The sequence below is a fragment of the Gemmatimonas aurantiaca genome, assembly GCF_037190085.1.
GTDB lineage: Bacteria > Gemmatimonadota > Gemmatimonadetes > Gemmatimonadales > Gemmatimonadaceae > Gemmatimonas > Gemmatimonas aurantiaca_A.
The window spans coordinates 827,212-844,170 of the sequence record NZ_JBBCJO010000005.1 but is presented as its reverse complement, the minus strand read 5'-3'; the positions used below and the strand labels follow the sequence as shown (position 1 = coordinate 844,170).

Genomic DNA, 16,959 nt, shown 5'->3' with positions numbered 1-16,959 from the left:
TGACGTGCGTTTCATGAGGAGACCCGGTCAGCGTCCGCGGAACACGATGCGACGGAAGGTCGGTGTGCCTTTGTCGGCGCGGAAGCGCGCGATGTAGACACCGGGCGCCACCGTCCGGCCGTCGCTGGCCGTGCCATCCCAGATGAAGCGGCCGTCGCAGTTGCTTTCCGCGCCCGGTTGTCCGCGGCCATACCGGCCGGCTTCGAAGCGCGGGGTATCATCGGACGAGATGATGCGACGCACCACGTTGCCACGCAGGTCGAGAATGTCCAGCGTGATGTCGGCACCCGCTCCTCCCACGTCGAACCAGAAGCAGGTGTTGAAGGACGTGACCGAGGGAAACGGATTGGGAAAATTCTGGTAGAGCAACGTGGTCGTGGGCAGCGCCGGGTCCGTGATGACGAGCGAGCCGAGGCTGGTCACTTTCACCGAGCCGCCCGTGGGCAGCCAGGCACGCACCGTCCAGTAGTACGAGGTGTTGGCCTGCAGATCCGACGATGGCCGGAATACCGTGTCCCGGAGTCCACTGACGCCCAGGACGGGGCGGTCGGTCGCTTTGCTCAGGATTTCGATATCGTACCGCCAGCCTCCGGTGGCCGGCGCCACCTGGGGACTGTACCAGACGAACAATGGACGACGGGTGCTGTCACCATCGCCAGTCGGCGAGTTCGGTTTGAACAGCGTGACCCAGGCCGGGACGGTCTTGGGGCCGACAATGGCCGATTCGAAAACGAAGCCCGCGAGCGCACGTACACGGACACGTGAGAACACGACGGTCTGCGGCGGCAGCGGTCGTGTCACCTGAATGGTGAGCGATGTGTCCATCGCCGTGAACGTGCTGTCGAGTACCAGGCCCACGAAGTCGGGTGTCGTGGAAATCTGCAGCGTGATCTGCAGCGGACGGGCGGGTCCGAGATCGGCAACCAGCAGTTTGAACGTCGGTGTGACCGAAGAGAGCAGGGTCTCCGACGGCCCTTCCAGAAACACGCCCTGAGCCTGCAATGTGCGTGGCGAAAGCGCAGGAACGACAAGCCCTGCTGCAAGCAGCAGCAGGGCCGTCGTGATACACCGGCGCCACGCCGATCTCATGCCGGCGAGGGTTCCGCGTCGGATGGATCGCCCACCTGATCGTCGACCGGATCGGCAATCGGATCATCGACCTGATCGTCCGCGGGATCGACACGACCGGCGCTTTCATCCACCGCGGGCCCGTTGCGCAATCGCACGCTCACGATCGACGACACACCCGGTTCCTGCATGGTCACACCGTACACCGCATCGGCGGCCTCCGATGTGGTGCGCGGGTTGTGCGTGATGACGATGAACTGCGTGCGTGACTTGAAGTCGTTCAGCATCTTCACGAAACGACCGATGTTCTGATCGTCGAGCGGCGCGTCCACTTCGTCCATGAGACAGAAGGGGCTCGGCTTGGTGAGGAAGATGCCGAAGAGCAGGGAGAGCGCGACCAGCGCGCGTTCGCCGCTGGAAAGCAGATGGATGCGCTGCGTCTTCTTGCCACGCGGCGACGCGTGGATTTCGATGTCGCAATCCAGCGGCGCATCGGGGTTCTCCAGCCGCAGATCGCACTCGCCGCCGCCGAACATGCGCAGGAAGATCTGCCGGAAATTCTCGCGTACCTGCGCGAACGTGGCCAGGAACAGTTCGCGCGCCGTGCTGTCGATCTCGCGAATGGCCTGATGCAACGATTGCTTGGCCGCGACGAGATCGTTGCGCTGCGCCGTGAGGAACTCGAGACGACGCTGCTCTTCTTCGTGTTCCTCGATGGCCAGCGGATTCACCGGTCCGAGTTCATCGAGCGACGTGCGAAGTTGCGTGGCTTCCACGCGCAGATCGTCGGTGGGAACATCCAGTTCCTCGAATCCTGCGAGCAGGTCGTCGAGCGAACGACGCCATTCGGTTTCGAGACGTTGACGGATGGCTTCACGCCGTCCCGACAGTTCCGTATGCCGGAGCTGGGCACCGTGCAACTGTTCGCCGAGCGCGCTCGAGCGGCGGCGTGCCTCGTCGAGTGCGGTTTCACAGGTGTCGAGCGCGGCATTTGCCGCCGCCACGGCCCGCTCCGCTTCAGCGAGACGGCCATCGGCGTCGGCCAACGTCTTGCGTTCCGTATCGAGTTCCGCGCGCCAGGCATCGAGCTGCTGCGCGAGATGCTGATCGGCATCCGACAGGGTCGACAACTCACGGGCCAGTGATTCCAGGCGCGCGGCGGCCGTGCTGTCTTCTTCCGACAGTCGCTTTTCGCGATCGATGGCCACCGACAACCGTGCCTGTGCCTGGGCCTGCGCTACCTGCCAGGTCGCACGCGCCTCGCGGGCCTGCTCCTGCTCCCGTTCGGCGACGGCCAGCGCTTCACGCGCCTGATCGATATCGCTGTCCGCTTCACCGGCGCGTGCATGCAACGCCTCGGCCTGCTGCGCGAGCTGCTGCATGCGCTGCTCGAGCTCCTGCAAGCGCGTCACCAGCCGTTCCGCGAGGGTGTTGCTCTGCGCCAGTTCCCGCTCGGCGCGCTCGCGGCGACGCTCCACTTCCTGCCGTACTTCGGTGGCGCGACGCGCTTCCTGCTGCGCGCGGTTATGACCTTCCGTGGCGGCCTGCTGCGCACGTTCCGCTTCGCCCAGCGCGAGCCGCGCGGCTTCGGCGGTTAGTGCGGCCTCTTCGCGCCGCGCATCGGCGGCGGCAAGATCGGACTCGAGCCGATTGAGTTCGGCACGACGCTGCAGCGGACCGGGACCGGTGGCCGTACCGGGCAGGAACACCGCACCATGTTCGTCGACGAATGCCTCGCCGCTGTCGAGTGCACGCACCTTGCCGAGCAGCGCGCGTACCCAGCGCGACGTCGGGCCACTGGCCTGCACACTGCCGGCCAGGGCACCGCTCTCGGTGCCTGCATCCGCGCCCAGCTCGGTGACGACATCCAGCGGAAGCAGCAGCAGCGGTCCGGGCTGTGTTTCGGTGTGCCAGCGACGCACCGCGGCGGCCGCTTCCGCGTCGCGCACGACAATGGCGTGCATGGTGGCGCCGAGGTACCGCTCCACGAGTCGCGCGGCCTCGCCATCGGCGGTGACGAAGTCGGTGAGCGGTCCGAGAATGGCGCCGTCACCGAACCGTGCCCGCTCCTTGAGCAGCCGGGCACTGGACGGTGCCAGACCCACACGCTCGCGCTCGAGTGCGGCGAGCGCATTCATGCGGCCTTCCAGTTGCGTGCGCACTTCGACCGCACTGGCGAGCGCACTGCGCGACTCGGCGTCGGCCGTGCGTGCGGTCGCGGCGGCCAGACGCGCGCCTTCGAGCGCGTCGAGCGCGTCCTGCGCGGCCGCCTGCGAGATGCTCACCTGTTCACGGGCGGTGAGCAATTCCCGTTCGATGGCTTCGAGCGTATCCACCAGCGTCTGCCGCTCGAGATCGAGCGCGTCACGACGCTGTTCGGTTTCCATCTGTTCCCGCGACGCGCCGTCACGGTCGAGCTCCAGCCGGCGGGCCTGGTCCCGATGTTCCCGCACCTGCCGTTCCAGCTGATCGAGCACGGACCGTTCACGCTGCACGCCTTCACGCGCGGTCTGTTCGGCGGCGAGTCGTTCCTGCAGCGCCTCGCCGGCATCCCGCACTTCCTGCTCGAGAGTGGTGCGGTCCGTCGCGGCCCGCTCCCGATCCTCGCGCAGACGACGGCCGAACGCCTCGTTCTCCTTGCGCTCTTCTTCCGCCCGTTGCCGGCGCATGGTGGTGCTGCGCTGACGCTCCTCGGAGACGGCGAGTTCACGTTCGAGCTTCTGCGTCTTCTCGCGCTGTTCGGCCGCCAGGCGCGCCAGTTCGAGACGACTGGCCTCCGCCGTGGAGCGGGCCATGTGGGCTTCTTCCCGCTGCAATTCGGCGGCGGCGATCGCTTCCTCGGCGCCGGGCACGTCACCACGGAGTTCGGTGAGACGACCATCCAGCGCTTCGAGTTCGTCACGCCAGGCGGCCATCTCGCGGGTGGCCAGCGAGATCTCCACCTGAAAACGCCGCGCCGTCAGTTCGGCATGTCGCTCGGCCCGACGGCGCTGCCGGGCGAGCGAGCGCACCTGGCTCTGCACTTCGGCGATGAGATCGTCGAGACGCGCGAGGTCGACCGTCGTTTCCTCGAGACGACGCTCGGCACTGCGGCGCCGGTCGCGATAGAGACCCACGCCGGCCGCTTCCTCGAACAGTTCACGGCGATCGTCCGGGCGATCGGACAACAGCGCGTCGATCATCTTGCTTTCGATGACCACGCCGGAGTCCGCGCCCAGCCCCGTGCCCCGCACCAGATCCTGAATGTCGCGCAGACGACAGGGCGCGCGGTTGAGCAGATACTCGCTCTCACCCGAACGCAACAACCGGCGCGTGATCACCACTTCCTTGAATGGAATGGGCAGTTCGCCTTCGGTGTTGTCGAAGTGCAGCGAGACTTCCGCCATGTTCACCGGCTTGCGGGCCGACGATCCATGGAAGATGACGTCTTCCATCTTGGCGCCACGCATGGCACGCGCGCGCTGTTCGCCGAGTACCCAGCGCACCGCGTCGGACACGTTCGACTTGCCGGATCCGTTGGGACCGACGATGGCGGTCACGCCACGTTCGAACACAAACTCCAGATGATCGGCAAATGCCTTGAAGCCATGGACTTCGAGCTTCGTCAAACGCACTAGAACCCTCTCCCGGTTCGATAAGCCAGCACGGGCGCCACACCGACCGCGCGCAAGGAATCCGCAAGCGCCGAGGCCTGCGTCGGTGATTCGAACGCGCCGGTGTAGACCGAGACGCTGCCGTCGGTCTGACGCAGCGCATAGGCCATGATGCCACGCGTACTCAACGCCGCCAGACGCGTCGGCACCAGCGCCGGTGTCACCCGCGTCTCGAGGCGCAATGCATACGGCACGGAGACGATGCTCCCCGCGCCGATGACTTTCTGTGATCGCAATCGCGCGAGCAACGCTTCGGCTTCCGGCCTGAAAGCCGTGGCGCCCACGGTCACGCGATACCACTGCTCACCACTCTCCACCACCGGCGAGAGGGCCACTGCTTCGAGCGCGCGCACTTTTGCATCGGGCATCGCGGCGGCCCGTGTGTTGGCCGTGGCGAAATACACCGCATACCGCGCGGCCGCGGCGCTGTCGGCCGTGTTGTCGACCGAGAGCGGTGGCGAAGGCGGCGCGGTTGGTACCGACAGACTGTCGGACACGAGGCCCCCGCTGTCGGTGCCGGGTGTCTGACCGGGTCGCGTGGAGTCGGGACGCGGCGCGCTGTCCATCGGCGTCGGAGGGACGATCGTCGCCGTGCTGTCCACGGTGGTGCCGGGTCTCAGCAGTTCCAGCACTGGCGCGGGCAGCCGACTCAACATCTGCGGCCACATGGCTCCCACGGCAATGGCGATCGCGCCCAGCACGAGGACCAGTGCGATGATGCGATTGCGTCGGCCGGCCTCGTCCTGCTGCGCTGCTTCACGGGCGCGTCGCGCACTCTCGCGTTTGGGCGGCGGCGGGGGCTCGGGAGCCGGGGGTGGCGGAGGCGGGGCCGCGATGAGCGGAATGCCCGGCGGGGTGGGGAATACCGTGTCACCCACCGGCATGAGCGCGCCCATGTAGCCACACAGCTCGGCAAACCCTTCTGCGGATGGACGTGCCACCACGATCAGCAGTGCACCGACCTGATGGAATCCCGCGGCCAGACGACGCCAGCGATCGTTGGCGTACACCGCCCCATGGTCCACCGGCTCGGTGCCGCTGGGCATGATGAAGACATTGTCCGCATCACGCATGGGACGCGCGATCTTGTTGAGCGACACGCCATAGAGAAAACTGTCGGCGATCCCGTGGGGATCGTCGCCGGTCAGCAGGGCTTCGAGCGCCGGCGACTCACCGAGCAGATCGGCGATGGCCACCCGGCGCCGCTGTCCCTGCATACGGGCGATACCGATGGCCGCCTGCGCGGCCACACCCGGCACATTCGCCGCCACCACGACGGCGCACACGCTGTCCAGCAGCGGCGCGAGGCGTCGTCCTTCCGCTTCCCAGTCGTCCCGAAGGAATCCGGGGCCACTCATGGGGATCCCTCGAAGATCCAATAGTTCTGGCCGGACATCCGGCCGATGCGTTCGGCTTCGGCGCGTGACGGATAGGGGCCGAGCACCACCCGATACACCGTCGTCCCATCCCGATCGGCAGTGGTGATGCGCGGCACCTGCCCTTCGATACGAATGCGGCCGGCCAGCGCGCGCGCCTGACGCTCGTCGAGCAACGCGGCAAACGACACCGTGAATGCCGATGGTTGTGCAGGAGGCGGGGGCGGTGATGCGCCAGCGGAGTCGGCGCGCGCGCTGCTGTCCGGATGGGCGCCACCACCCGCATCGTTGCCCGCGGCAGACACGCCACCGGTGTCACGCGGTGCGCTGTTGCGGAACTGTACGGGCTGATCGAGTCCCGCCGCGCGTGGACGCAGGCCGTTCCAGCGCAGGGTATGCCAGAACTGCTTCGCACCGCCGGTGACGGTGCGCATGTCGGCCAGCGTGAGGGGATGCACCAGCGCCACATCGTCGCCACGTGTGATCGCGATGGAGCCATCGGCCATGACGAGCGGCAGATCGCCGCGCCAGGCACTGGTGAGCACGCCCAGCACGGCGTCGCTGCCCAGGCTCACGACATACACCGAGTCGCCGGTGCCACGGGCCAGCAGCATGCGTCCCATGGGATCCATGCGCAGTGCCGTGGCCGGCGAGGGCAGACGGATGCGGCCCGTCACGCCTTCTTCGAAACGGTCGACGATGCGCAGCACGGATTCGTCAGCCGGCGCCACGAACAGCCGATCGCCACTGGGCGTGGCCGCAATGGCGTCGACCGGATCCCCGAGATCCACATTCAGCGCCGTGCCAAGATCCCGGGTGCGAATGGCAATCACGCGTTCGTCCGCGGCGAAGAACACGCGGTCGCCCACGGAACCGGCGGTGGCGGCGATGGTGCGCCGGATGTCGGCGAGTTTGCCCGGCACCTTGAGCGAGACGCTGTCGGAGAGGGCCTGATTGGGAGGACGCAGGCGTCGCACGGTCACGCGGCCCTCTTCGGCGCCGACGAGGATGACCGAGCCGTCGGGCTGCGAGAACAGCGCATCCACCGGATGTACGGGGCGGAACTTCCAGTCACTGCCGCTGGGGGTGTACCGCGTGACTTCCCCACCGCGGGTCAGCGCATAGATCGCCCCGCCATCGGCCGATGCCAGCGTGCGCACGGTGTCGGTGCGCGACGTGGTCACGGTGCCCAGCCGCAGGTCGATGCGGACCGGGCTGCCGCCGGTATCGATGGCCGCCAGGTATCCGTCTTCGCCGCCGAAGGCGATGACACGATCGAGGGGCGGCACGCGCGAGGTGGACCGCCAGATGGTGGAATCCAGTTCCGGATAGCGGACAGCCGTCAGGGTGCCACCGTCGCGGGCAAGCCGCAGGACGATGGGATCCGGACCACCGGGAATCGTGAGAGAGGCGCCGGCTCCGGAAGGGCGGGACGAGCGATCGGCACAGCCGCCGGCAACACCGCACGCGAGGAGCACGAGCGCCGACGCGAAGAGCGTGCGCACCGGCGTAAAGTACCCGACCGGGGACGGTGGAGGGAGGGGCTGTCCTGCAGCCATTCGGTGACCATATTCGGCGGGTCATGCCCGCGCCCGCTACACCACCGCTTACCGAACTGCTTCGGGCCGCCCAGGCCGGAGACGAGGCCGCCCGCAATCAGGCGGGCCGGGTGGTCTACGACGAGCTCTACGGCCTGGCCCGCGCCTACCTGGGCCGCGAGCGGGGCGACCATACCCTGCAACCGACGGCGCTCGTCCACGAGGCCTACCTGCGCCTGGTGGGGCAGGTGGCGCCCTGGAAGAACCGCGCCCATTTCTTCGGCATCGCCGCGCAGATGATGCGGCGCGTCCTGGTCGACTATGCCCGCCGGGCCTCGGCCGAACGACGGGACCGGCAGCGTGTCGTGCCTCTGGAGGCGGCCGACACGGTCTCCCTCGACGATGTCGGTGCCGGTGGAGCGGAGGACGTGCTGGCCGTGCACGAGGCGCTCGAACAGCTCGAACGGCTGGATCCGCGGCAGGCCCGCATCGTGGAGCTGCGTTTTTTTGTCGGCCTCTCCCTGGAGGAGATCGCCGAACTGCTGGAGATCTCTCCCGCCACCGTGTCACGCGACTGGGCCATGGCCAAGGCCTGGCTGCGTGTCCAGTTGCGCGATATGTGAGATCTGGCAGGGGTGCCGTCGCCTTGTCGCCTTGTCGCCTTGGATCGCCTGGTCGCCGGAATGCAGCCCGTGACCGTTGTCACACATGCAGCGCACGTACAGACCCAACACGGGCCAGCACAGACACGCACTCTGCAGAGGGTCGCGTGAGAAGACCGCGCCCCTCACCGCGCGTGTTCCGTCAGGAGGCACCACCCGGGGATGACTGACGACCGCGTGACACCGGCCGAATGGGCCGAACTGAAGGCGTTGTGGGCGCAATGCGAGACGACGGACGAGGAGGGCCGCCGGCGTCTGCTCGCGACTGCGTCGTCCGAGCGTGTGCGACGTGAACTCGCGACGATGCTGGCCGCGATGGTGCCGGATGGGGGGCGTCGGGATCGGTGCCTCGATCATTCGGCGCACGAACTGCTCGGGTTCACCATGCCCGACGCGTCCTGGTCCGACGGTGCGGACGCCGCCGAGATGACGTCGGCTCCCAGCCTCGTCGGGCGCCGCGTGGGAGCGTATCGGGTGCTGCAACTCATCGGCCGCGGGGGAATGGGCGCGGTGTATCTCGCTGAACGGGCCGACGATGCGTTCCGGCAGCGGGTGGCCATCAAGACGTTGTGGCGAGGGGCGGATTCGGAGGTGCTGCTTCAGCGTTTTCGTTCGGAACGGCAGATCCTCGCACAATTGCAGCACCCCAACATCGCGCAGTTGATCGACGGCGGTGCCACCGACGATGGCATGCCCTGGCTGGCCATGGAGTACGTCGACGGCACCCCCATCGACGCGTGGTGCGATCGTCAGATGCTCTCCATCAACGCCCGTCTCGATCTGTTCCGGCAGGTGTGCGCCGCGGTGCATCATGCGCATCAACGGCTGGTCATTCATCGCGATCTCAAACCGACGAACATCCTCGTCACCCGCGATGGCGTGGTGAAGCTGCTCGACTTCGGCGTCGCGAAGCTGATCGAAGCCGACGATGTCGAGGGCACACTCACCGGTGCCGGTCTCTCCCCGTTCACGGCCTCGTATGCCGCGCCGGAGCAGGTCACCGGTGACGCCGTGTCCACGGCGACCGATGTCTGCGCACTCGGCGCCGTGCTCACCACCCTGATGAGTGGTGCGCCACCACTCTCCTTGCAGGGATTGCCCCCGGCGGAGCAGCTGATCGCCGTACGGGAGCGCGAACCACGCGCGCCCAGCGTGATTGCCGCGGCCGGCACGTCCGAAACCGCCACCGCCCGCGGCTACGTGTCGTGTGCGCGCCTGGCTTCGGCGTTGCGTGGTGAACTCGATGCCATCGCCCTGATGGCGCTGCGACGGGATCCTGCTCGGCGCTATCCCGGGGCCGCAGCGCTCAGCGACGATGTGCTGCGCTACCTGCGTCGGGATCGGGTGCTGGCGCGGCCCGACAGCACGGCGTATCGCATCCGCACGTTCGTCCGGCGACGGCGGGCATTCACGGCCGCGGCACTCATCGTGTTGTCGATCATCACCGGCACCGGCATCGTGGCCTGGCGACAGGCGCTGCTGGCCCGTGCGGAAGCGGCGCGTGCCGAGCGGGCCTCGGCATTTCTCTCTGGAATCGTTACCGGTACGAACGCCACGTCGTACGATCCCATCGTGCGGCTCTCCACCACGGGCACATTGGCCGAACTGCTCGACAGCGCTCTCGTCCGGATGCCGCGCGAACTCGCCGACGACGCCCGCATCCGCGCGCGGCTGTACACGGCCATCGGGGCCAACGTCGTGACGCAGTCGCGTTTTGTGTTGGCGCGCCAGGTGCTCGATTCGGCGCGCGTGCTTGCGGCGGAAAGTTTTGGCCGGCACAGCGCGGAATACGCGAGAGCCTGTCTGGAGGGCGCGACGCTGCGGCTCGAACTCGATGGTCCGTATGCGGCCGATGAACACCTGGCGGACGCACGCGAAGCGGTGACGCATCTGCCGGCCAATCACGAACTGCATGCCCGCATCGCTCTGGTCGAAGCGGCACGGGCGATGTCGCTGGGACAGGTCCGGCGCGCGGATTCGCTGGCGGCCGCCGTGGCGAAGCGGGAGGAGCACCTGCGCGCCTCGAGGAGCGGCGCGCGCGGAGGGCGCAGCATCCTTTCCCTGCGCGCCGAATCCATCCGCATGCTGGCCGTGAGCTGGATCACGCGGGATCCGCGCGACTACCTGACGCGCGCGCGGGCCGTGCTGGCGTTGGCCGATTCGCTGGGACTCACCAACACCAACGAGCAGATGAGCGCCCGCGCGGCGGAGTTCGAAGCGTTGCTGGTGCTCGGCCGCACCGATGAGGCACGGCCCCTTCAGGAGCGATTTGCCGCCGACGCCGGTCATTTTCCCAAGGACTCACCCGGATTGGAGGCGGTGATCGCGAGGAACAACGCCTACTGGGCGGCGATGGCGGGTGACACCGCACAGCGACGTATTCAATCGGCACGGGCCATCGAGTTGATGGAGCCCGCGACGCCTCTGCGCATCTCCGAGCGATTGCTCGTCAGCAATACGTTCGTCGAGGATGCGCTGCTCCGTGGCGATACGGCAGCCGCGCATCGGGTATCACGGCGTACGGTCACGGAACTCGCCGCCAGTCGGTCACCGATGGTGATGTCGTACGCCTGGTTGTTCGAAGGGCAGGCAGCCCTGGCGTCGGGTGACGCGCCGGGCGCGATCAGCGCGCTGCATCATGGACTCGACGAAGTGAACCAGGCGCCGGAGCTTGGCAGCATGCGACCGCGCCTCCGGCGCGTGCTCGCACAAGCCTACGAGCGGGCGGGCAATATCGCGCTGGCGGACAGTGTGCGGCGCCTCGATCCTCCCCGCGCCAATGTGCCGCCGTGCACACCCGGAGGAGAGTGGCGCGGCTGTCCCGACCGTTGAGGAACCGGTGACGGATCGCAGGCCGTCCCGGTCATCACGGTCAGGACACGTCCGTCAGTAGCTGGCTCCGAAGAACCACGTGCCGAACCCCTTGGCGCCCGGTCGGCTGGCCGGCTTTGCCCAATCCCAGCGGATGATGGCGATGTTGAACAGGTTCATGCGCAGGCCGAACCCGTAGCTCTTGAGCAGCGCGCGCTGCTTCGTGAAGTCGTAGTCGTCCGGCGCCGAGAACACCAGGCTCTGCCCCTTCGACCAGGCCACGCCGGCATCGTAGAAGAACAACCCGTCGATGGGAGGGAATCCACCCAGCAGCGCCGTGCGGTTGCCGTAGCGCCGGATGATGGGGAACCGCAGTTCGGCGTTGGCGAAGGCCACACGACTGCCGATCAGCTCCTCGGCGTTGCAACTCGATCCATCGTCCGAGGGCAGGCCGGAGCAACTGACGTACCCGATATCCTCGCGGTTGTATCCGCGCACAAAATCCGGCCGGCCGATCCACTTCGGGAAACGGAGTTCATCACGCCCCATCGCCATGCTCGTGGTGAACCGCGTGGCGAAGGTGATGTAGTTGAAGAGAATCGGAATGTACGACCGGGCATCGGCGAGGAACTCGTTGTACTGCCACGAACCGACGGTGGGCTCGAACTCCACGCGGATGCGCTTCCCGGAGATGGGGCCCGTGTACCCGAACATCGAATTGTCGGTCACCCACGCCACGTACGGTGACACCGTATTGGCCGACGCCACATTGCGGGTGTCCCCACGCTCCCAGTACGTCGCCTGCATGTAGTTGTAGTCGACCAGACGCGTGTAGGGCACTGCCTGCTGATCGATGTTCTGGAAACGCGCGCCCAATTCGAAACGCGTGAAGCGGTTCAGCGGATAGAGACCGGCCGCGAATACCTGTCGGAACACCAGACGGGACATCTCCTGCGTCTGATAGAACTGCCCCTCTTCTTCCGCCGGCGTCTGGTAGTAGTTGGAGATCAGATACATCGGTTGCTGCATTACACCCGTGGTGTACTGCAGACGGCGGCCGAGGCTGGTGTAGCCCACGAAGGCCTGCGCATCGGCCAGCGTGCCATTGATGGCACCGGACAGTGCGAGACGACGGTTGCCCAGCAGATCGCTCAACACGATCGTGGTGCCACCGTACGTACCCTGGCCCCAGCCGTTCTGCTGATAGCCGATACTGGGTTGCGCGATGTACTCCGGTGTGAGGCGCGCCTTGTACCGCGTGTCGCGGAAGCGGGTCGTGTCTGGCAGATAGAAGTCGAAGCTGTCCATCAACGCTTCGACACTCACCTGATCGGTGAGTCGTGACAGCGTGGAGGCGGGCAGCTCGCTCGACACCCGCGCCACATTGCCCGTGCTCGGGCGATAGTACGATTGCCGAGACGCCGCCGTGTCCCGCACGGTGGCACGCTGCAGGTGTGCCGTGGGATCGACCGGCCGCGTGGGTGTGGGCGTGGCCGTGGGTTGTGCCGCACCACCCGGCGCGGCTGCACCAGGGACATTCTGGGCCACCACCACCGGATCACGGTACGGCGCCTTCTTGAGCGCGCGAGGGTTCTGGATTTTCCAGATCGCGTGATCGGTCTTTTCGTAATACACGAAGGCCAGCATGTCCGCGTTGCGCGCCCAGGTAATGGACGGCGATTGCTCCGCCACCGCGGTGACCGCGCCCACCACATTCGTGAGCTGGTAGTGCTCCTTGGCCTCGAGATCGTACAGGAAGATGTTGGCGATGCCGGTGCGGTCGGTCACGTACGCGATGGACTTGCCGTCGGGCGCCCACTGCGGATTGGTCGCGCGACCACCCTGGTTCGGCAGGATGGTCATCTGCTGGGTCTCGACATCGTACAGCACGACCTTCCAGGCGCCGATCTTGAGAATCTCCAGATCGGTGTCCGGCCCCCGATCGCTGATGAAGGCGATCGTCTTACCGTCGGGCGACCACTGCGGCATCAGATCGCCGTACTGGTCCTTCATGAGCTGGGTGTACCCCGGGGCGTCCAGCGACACCACGTAGAGATCGCTGCTGCCGTGCCGCATGCCGCTGAACACCACCTTGCGGCCATCGGGCGAGAAGCTCGGACTCAACACCTGATCGAGTTCGAGATCGATGCGCTTCACCACCTTCCGGGAGCGCATGTCCATGAGATAGAGCACATCGCGGCCGCCGCGCTGACCGGTGAAGGCCAGCATCTGTCCATCCGGCGAGAACGACGGCTGCGAATAGATGAACCGCAGCTGTTCGAAGTCGGGGTTGGTGGTGGTCTTCACGAGGCGCGTGATGCGCTTGCCGGTCGTGGCGTCGGCGAGATACATCTCGGGGAAGACTTCGCCGCGCAACAGACTGCCGTAGCCGATGTACGTGATGTACTTGCCGTCGCTGGACAGCGCGGGCGCCACGAACATGTTGGCGATGCTGCCCGTGCGGTTCTGCGTGAGGAGGGGCTCGGCGAAACTGCGCGGACGATCGAGCGTGGCGACGGTGGGCAGGTACTTGGCCTGCATGGCCTGCTTCCACTCGTTGCTCAGCTCTTCGAGCGACACGCCCAGCTCACGGCGGAAGGCCCGGTCGATGCCGAGGCTCGGCACCGCGTTCATGATCTCGCCGATGGCCTCGTCACCCCACCGGGACCCGACGTACTGCCAGAGTCCGAGACCGTAGCGATAGGGGAAATACTTGTCGGGACGCTCCGTCATCTGCGAGATGCTGGGGAGCGCGTTGTTGATCACGGCATCGCGCACCCACGCATCCGTCCAGGGATGCTTCGGGCCGATGGACAGATACTCCGCCAACCCTTCCATGAACCAGAGCGGCGGATTCACCATCGCCAGATTCTGCAGACCGGCACCGGCGCGACCGCGCGAGAAGATGTCGAACTGGAACACGTGCACCATTTCGTGCGTGAGCACGTGTTCGAAACTGCCCCAGTCGCCCGAGAAGAACTGGGCCATGCGCTGCCGCAACGGGTCGGTTACACCGCCGGTGCCCTCACCGAGGTCACCGAAGACGTTGCTCTGCGCGAAGTCGCCCGACGAACCGAAGATCAGGATCGGCTTCTTCTCGCGGAACTGGTGCGACATGAGCCGCGACAACCGCGCATAGGACCGTTCGGCCATGCGCGCCGCATCAGGCGCGACATCGGCGATCTCGGGGTAGTAATGAACGAGGAAGTGTTCCGTCTCGATCACGCGCCAGCGCAGCCGGTCGTATTGCACCTGGTTCTGCCCGAAATACCCTTGGGCGGCTGCCGGTGCGGCCAACGATGTCGCGGCCACCGTGGCGACGATGGCGGACAGGCCCACTCGCGTGGCCACCATCGACAACCGTGCCTTCAACCGGGTCCATCGTTGCGCCAGCGCCATGATTACCGGACTCCCTGCGTGATTTCCCTGTCCAATGGAACCGGCGTGGCGTCACCCCAGAGCCGCTCGAGCTGGTAGAACTGACGCAACGTCGGATGAAAGACATGCACCACGCAGTCGGCGTAATCGAGCAATGCCCACCGCCCCTGCGTGAGTCCTTCGGTCATGTTGGTTGACACCCCAGTGGTCTTCAACCCTGCCTGCACATGTTCGGCGATGGCCCGGACATGGGTGTCGGAGGTTCCGGAGGCGATAACAAAAAAGTCCGTCATATCGGTCACTCCCCTGAGATCCAGGACCACGATGTCGTGGGCCTTGAGCTCGCTCGCCAGCGCGGCGGCACGCAGGGCGATGGGTTCTCCGGGGCTTGGTGCGCGTTCGGCCATGTACTCGATGGGGAAGGGCAAAGGAGGGCTACCGGAATCGGTACCCGCCGGACTCGATGAAGGTTGCGGTACGGACCCGATCTCGGACAGGGGCCGGCCGGCGGTGACGTCCCGCAAAGTCCTGCTCGGACAAAAAACGAGGGGAGTCCAGTGTCCGGACTCCCCTCGCATGGTCGTCGGTGATCGCGCTTACTGCTTGATCACCCACACCTTGATTTCGGGGTGCACGTCCGCGTGCAGACGGATGCCCACGCGGTAGACGCCGAGTGCCTTGATGGGCTCGTTCAGCTCGATCTGACGCTTCTCGATCTTGAAGCCCTGGGCTTCGAGCTGGTGGGCGATGTCGGCCGTGGTGACCGAGCCGAACAGCTTGCCTTCTTCGCCCACGCGGGCGGCGAAGGTGACCGAGACTTCGGCCAGCTTGTCGGCGATGCCCTGCGCGGCGGCGATGCGCTCGTTCTCGAGGGCTTCGAGACGGCTCTTTTCGGCCGCGATGCGCTTGCGGTTGCCGGCCGTGGCTTCGTAGGCGAAGCCGCGAGGGATCAGAAAGTTGCGGGCATAACCCGGCGACACGGAGACGATGTCACCAGGATGTCCGAGCTTGTCGACGGCGTTGCGGAGAATGACTTCCATGGGAACTCCGGGTCGAACCGGTGAAAGAGAACAGCGAAGAACGTCAGGAGGACCAGCTCAGGACGACCATGGCCGACTGGACGGAGCACCCGCCCGGAAGTCCCGCCATGTATCGCCGAGCCCGAGGGTGAAGGTGACCGCGAGCAACGCGATCAGGACCCACACCGGTCCCAGGATCGGAACCAACAACACCAACGCGAGGAGCGACCAGATGGCCGCCCGATCGGGGATCCACCACGTCAGGACACCCGCGCCCCGCAGGGCATACAACGTCCCGAAAAAGCAGACCAGATTGAGGCCGGCCAGCCGCCACTCCACCAGCGTGGGCAACAGCAGCAGCGTCACACCGACCACCAACCCCCACACCCACTGATCGTTGAAGCGCAGGTCCCGCAGGGCGCCGATCGGAGGACCGATCCGCGTGCGGGCCAGCCGATGATAGGCTGCCCACCCCAGGGCCAGGGCCAGCAACGACTCGAGCGCCAGCAGGGCGGGCACCAGTCCCACGAGGGGACCCGGGCGCGCTCCACCAACCGCCGCAGACGCCGGCAGAGGTTCCACCAGCGCCACCAGCATCGCTTCCATCCGGTTGGTGCGCTCGACCGCCTCCGGGAAGCGTTGCGCGAAGCGACGCCAGGCATCCGAAGCCGATCGGGCCCGCCAGGTTTCGAGCGATTCCCCCAGGCGATGCTGATACTCCCGGGAGAACATCTGGGCCGGTGCGTCGAAGGTGCCGGTGGGACCCAGTGCCCGTGCCGAGAATCCGGTCACGGTGATGACCCCTGCCAGCGCCACGGCGCCCAGTGCCCGGGTGAGGAGCGGACGAGCCGGCGAGGCCAGGCAGACCAGCCCGAAGGCGGCCCCCAGCGTCACCGACCAGCCACGAAGGAACGCTCCGTAGCCGGTGAGGGGCAGCGGAACCCGCCACAGCACGTACGCCGCGGCCGCCACCCACAGCAGCGCGAGGAACAACCGCCCGCCGGACCACCACCCCACGGTCGCACAGGCGGCGATGGCCACCAGCACGAGCAGGGCGAACTGTTCCATGGGGAGGAGCAACCGCACCGCACCGGCAAAGAGCGACAGCGTCGGCGGCCAGGCCGGTGCGGCGGTCGCGGCGACCATCAGCACCAATCCCAGCACGAACCATCGCCATCCACGCTCCTGCGGAGCGGTCGCGGCGAGACCCGGCGCGACCGCTCCGTTCATACTCAGCCCGTCTGCCCCTTCACGTACGGGAGCAGCGCGAGATAACGCGCCTTCTTCACCGCCTTCGACAGCTGACGCTGGTGGCGGGCATCCACGCCGCTCAGACGGCTCGGCAGGATCTTGCCGTAATCCGTGATGAAACGGGCGAGGAGGCGGTCATCCTTGTAATCCACGTAGCGGATCCCCGCTTCCGTGATCGGGCAGGGCTTCTTCTGGCGGCGCAT

The 16,959-nt window shown here is 66.8% G+C and carries 11 protein-coding genes; 2 read left to right on the top strand and 9 right to left on the bottom strand.

The features are described 5' to 3' along the window. Positions 1–27: 27 nt before the first annotated feature. The 4 genes from WG208_RS09400 to WG208_RS09385 are packed head-to-tail and all read right to left on the bottom strand — an operon-like array spanning position 28 to position 7,602. Entirely contained in the window at positions 28–1,089 is a 1,062-nt protein-coding gene (locus tag WG208_RS09400) for a hypothetical protein (protein ID WP_337171080.1), read from the bottom strand. Further along, a complete protein-coding gene (gene smc / locus WG208_RS09395) occupies positions 1,086–4,682 on the bottom strand; it encodes a chromosome segregation protein SMC (protein ID WP_337171079.1) in 3,597 nt (1,198 codons plus the stop codon). Before smc ends, WG208_RS09400 begins: the two co-directional genes overlap by 4 nt. Then, positions 4,682–6,079, bottom strand: a complete 1,398-nt coding sequence (locus tag WG208_RS09390; RefSeq protein ID WP_337171078.1) for an SPOR domain-containing protein — start codon at positions 6,077–6,079, stop codon at positions 4,682–4,684. Before WG208_RS09390 ends, smc begins: the two co-directional genes overlap by 1 nt. Beyond that, on the bottom strand, positions 6,076–7,602 hold the full coding sequence (locus WG208_RS09385) for an SPOR domain-containing protein (RefSeq protein WP_337171077.1): 1,527 nt from the start codon (positions 7,600–7,602) through the stop codon (positions 6,076–6,078). The genes WG208_RS09390 and WG208_RS09385 overlap by 4 nt, the downstream gene beginning before the upstream one ends. 77 nt (positions 7,603–7,679) lie before the next feature. Between WG208_RS09385 and WG208_RS09380 the strand changes: the two genes are divergently transcribed. Then, positions 7,680–8,258 (top strand): sigma-70 family RNA polymerase sigma factor, encoded by a 579-nt coding sequence (locus WG208_RS09380; RefSeq protein WP_337171076.1) that lies wholly within the window; start codon positions 7,680–7,682, stop codon positions 8,256–8,258. Positions 8,259–8,459: 201 nt separating this feature from the next. Beyond that, complete coding sequence (locus WG208_RS09375) at positions 8,460–11,129, top strand: serine/threonine-protein kinase (protein ID WP_337171075.1); 2,670 nt, start codon at positions 8,460–8,462, stop codon at positions 11,127–11,129. Between the two features lie 54 nt (positions 11,130–11,183). On the opposite strand, the gene WG208_RS09370 is transcribed toward WG208_RS09375, so the two are convergent. The 5 genes from WG208_RS09370 to rpsR all read right to left on the bottom strand — a co-directional run bounded on the left by WG208_RS09370 (position 11,184) and on the right by rpsR (position 16,959). Further along, a complete protein-coding gene (locus tag WG208_RS09370; RefSeq protein WP_337171074.1) occupies positions 11,184–14,507 on the bottom strand; it encodes a DPP IV N-terminal domain-containing protein in 3,324 nt (1,107 codons plus the stop codon). A gap of 2 nt (positions 14,508–14,509) precedes the next feature. Continuing rightward, positions 14,510–14,914 carry a ribosome silencing factor gene (gene rsfS / locus WG208_RS09365; RefSeq protein ID WP_337171073.1) on the bottom strand — a complete coding sequence of 135 codons (405 nt, stop codon included), beginning with the start codon at positions 14,912–14,914 and terminating at the stop codon, positions 14,510–14,512. A 168-nt stretch (positions 14,915–15,082) separates the two neighbouring features. After that, on the bottom strand, positions 15,083–15,526 hold the full coding sequence (gene rplI, locus WG208_RS09360) for a 50S ribosomal protein L9 (RefSeq protein ID WP_337171072.1): 444 nt from the start codon (positions 15,524–15,526) through the stop codon (positions 15,083–15,085). 57 nt (positions 15,527–15,583) lie between these two features. After that, the gene (locus tag WG208_RS09355; RefSeq protein ID WP_337171071.1) at positions 15,584–16,735 is read right to left on the bottom strand and encodes a hypothetical protein; all 1,152 of its coding nucleotides are present in this window, start codon (positions 16,733–16,735) and stop codon (positions 15,584–15,586) included. Positions 16,736–16,737: 2 nt separating this feature from the next. Beyond that, positions 16,738–16,959 carry a 30S ribosomal protein S18 gene (gene rpsR, locus WG208_RS09350; RefSeq protein WP_331048768.1) on the bottom strand — a complete coding sequence of 74 codons (222 nt, stop codon included), beginning with the start codon at positions 16,957–16,959 and terminating at the stop codon, positions 16,738–16,740.

Coding starts and splice junctions, on each gene's coding strand:
- WG208_RS09400 (WP_337171080.1), bottom strand. CDS start 1,089: ATGAGATCGGCGTGGCGCCGGTGTATCACGACGGCCCTGCTGCTGCTT.
- WG208_RS09355 (WP_337171071.1), bottom strand. CDS start 16,735: ATGAACGGAGCGGTCGCGCCGGGTCTCGCCGCGACCGCTCCGCAGGAG.
- WG208_RS09380 (WP_337171076.1), top strand. CDS start 7,680: ATGCCCGCGCCCGCTACACCACCGCTTACCGAACTGCTTCGGGCCGCC.
- rpsR (WP_331048768.1), bottom strand. CDS start 16,959: ATGCGCCGCCAGAAGAAGCCCTGCCCGATCACGGAAGCGGGGATCCGC.
- WG208_RS09370 (WP_337171074.1), bottom strand. CDS start 14,507: ATGGCGCTGGCGCAACGATGGACCCGGTTGAAGGCACGGTTGTCGATG.
- WG208_RS09390 (WP_337171078.1), bottom strand. CDS start 6,079: ATGAGTGGCCCCGGATTCCTTCGGGACGACTGGGAAGCGGAAGGACGA.
- WG208_RS09375 (WP_337171075.1), top strand. CDS start 8,460: ATGACTGACGACCGCGTGACACCGGCCGAATGGGCCGAACTGAAGGCG.
- rplI (WP_337171072.1), bottom strand. CDS start 15,526: ATGGAAGTCATTCTCCGCAACGCCGTCGACAAGCTCGGACATCCTGGT.